This is a genomic window from Nonomuraea rosea (genome assembly GCF_039539705.1).
In the GTDB taxonomy this organism is placed as follows: domain Bacteria; phylum Actinomycetota; class Actinomycetes; order Streptosporangiales; family Streptosporangiaceae; genus Nonomuraea; species Nonomuraea rosea.
Genome location: NZ_BAABDQ010000151.1, coordinates 1 through 706 on the forward strand (window position 1 = coordinate 1; position 706 = coordinate 706).

The 706-nt window shown below is 70.0% G+C and carries 1 protein-coding gene; it reads right to left on the reverse strand.

Annotated features, from left to right (window positions below; translation table 11 throughout):
• Positions 1-24: 24 nt before the first annotated feature.
• A complete protein-coding gene (locus ABEA43_RS67845) occupies positions 25-687 on the reverse strand; it encodes a GntR family transcriptional regulator (protein ID WP_345581619.1) in 663 nt (220 codons plus the stop codon).
• Positions 688-706: the final 19 nt, after the last annotated feature.

A 706-nucleotide genomic window follows, 5' to 3' on the forward strand; every position in this document is an offset into this window, starting at 1 on the left:
ACCACGGCTGGCCCGGCGATGAGGTCAGGCTGTTTGGCGGAGGGCGTCGATGACGCTTGACAGGTGCTCGTGCATGGCGTGTTCCGCTGCCGCCGGGTCGCCCGACGCGATCGCGTCGATGATGCCCAGGTGCTGCACCAGCGAGCCGTTGGTCCAGCCCTCACGCTGCGCCAGGCGGAACTGGTGGCGGACGATCTGCGCGTTGAGGCGGCCGATCAGGCCGGCCGCCGTGCTCTGATCCGCGATGCGCCAGATCATGCCGTGAAGCTCCTGGTTGAGCGTGGAGTACTTGGCCGCTTCCCCGTTGCGCACGGCACTGCTGAGCAGTTCGCCCTGCGCGCGCAGCTGCGCGACGTCATCGGCGCCCGCTCGTTCGGCGGCCTTGGCCGCGATGAGCGCCTCGAGCGCGCGGCGGCACTCCATGATCTCCACCGCCTGCTGCACCGACACCTTGCGCACCCGGGCGCCGCGGTTGTGAATCCGCTCCACCATCCCCTCGGCCACGAGATCGTCGATGGCCGAGCGGACGCTTCCCCGCGTCACCCCGAACAACCCGACCAGCTCGGGCTCCAAGAGCCGCTGGCCCGGCACCATGTCGCCGCGCAGGATGGCGGCCCGAAGGCCGTCCACCGCGATCGCCTTGCCGTGCTTGCCCGCCTTCAGCTGGCCATCCGCGGCCACCAACATCGCCTGCCTCAAGAAAACA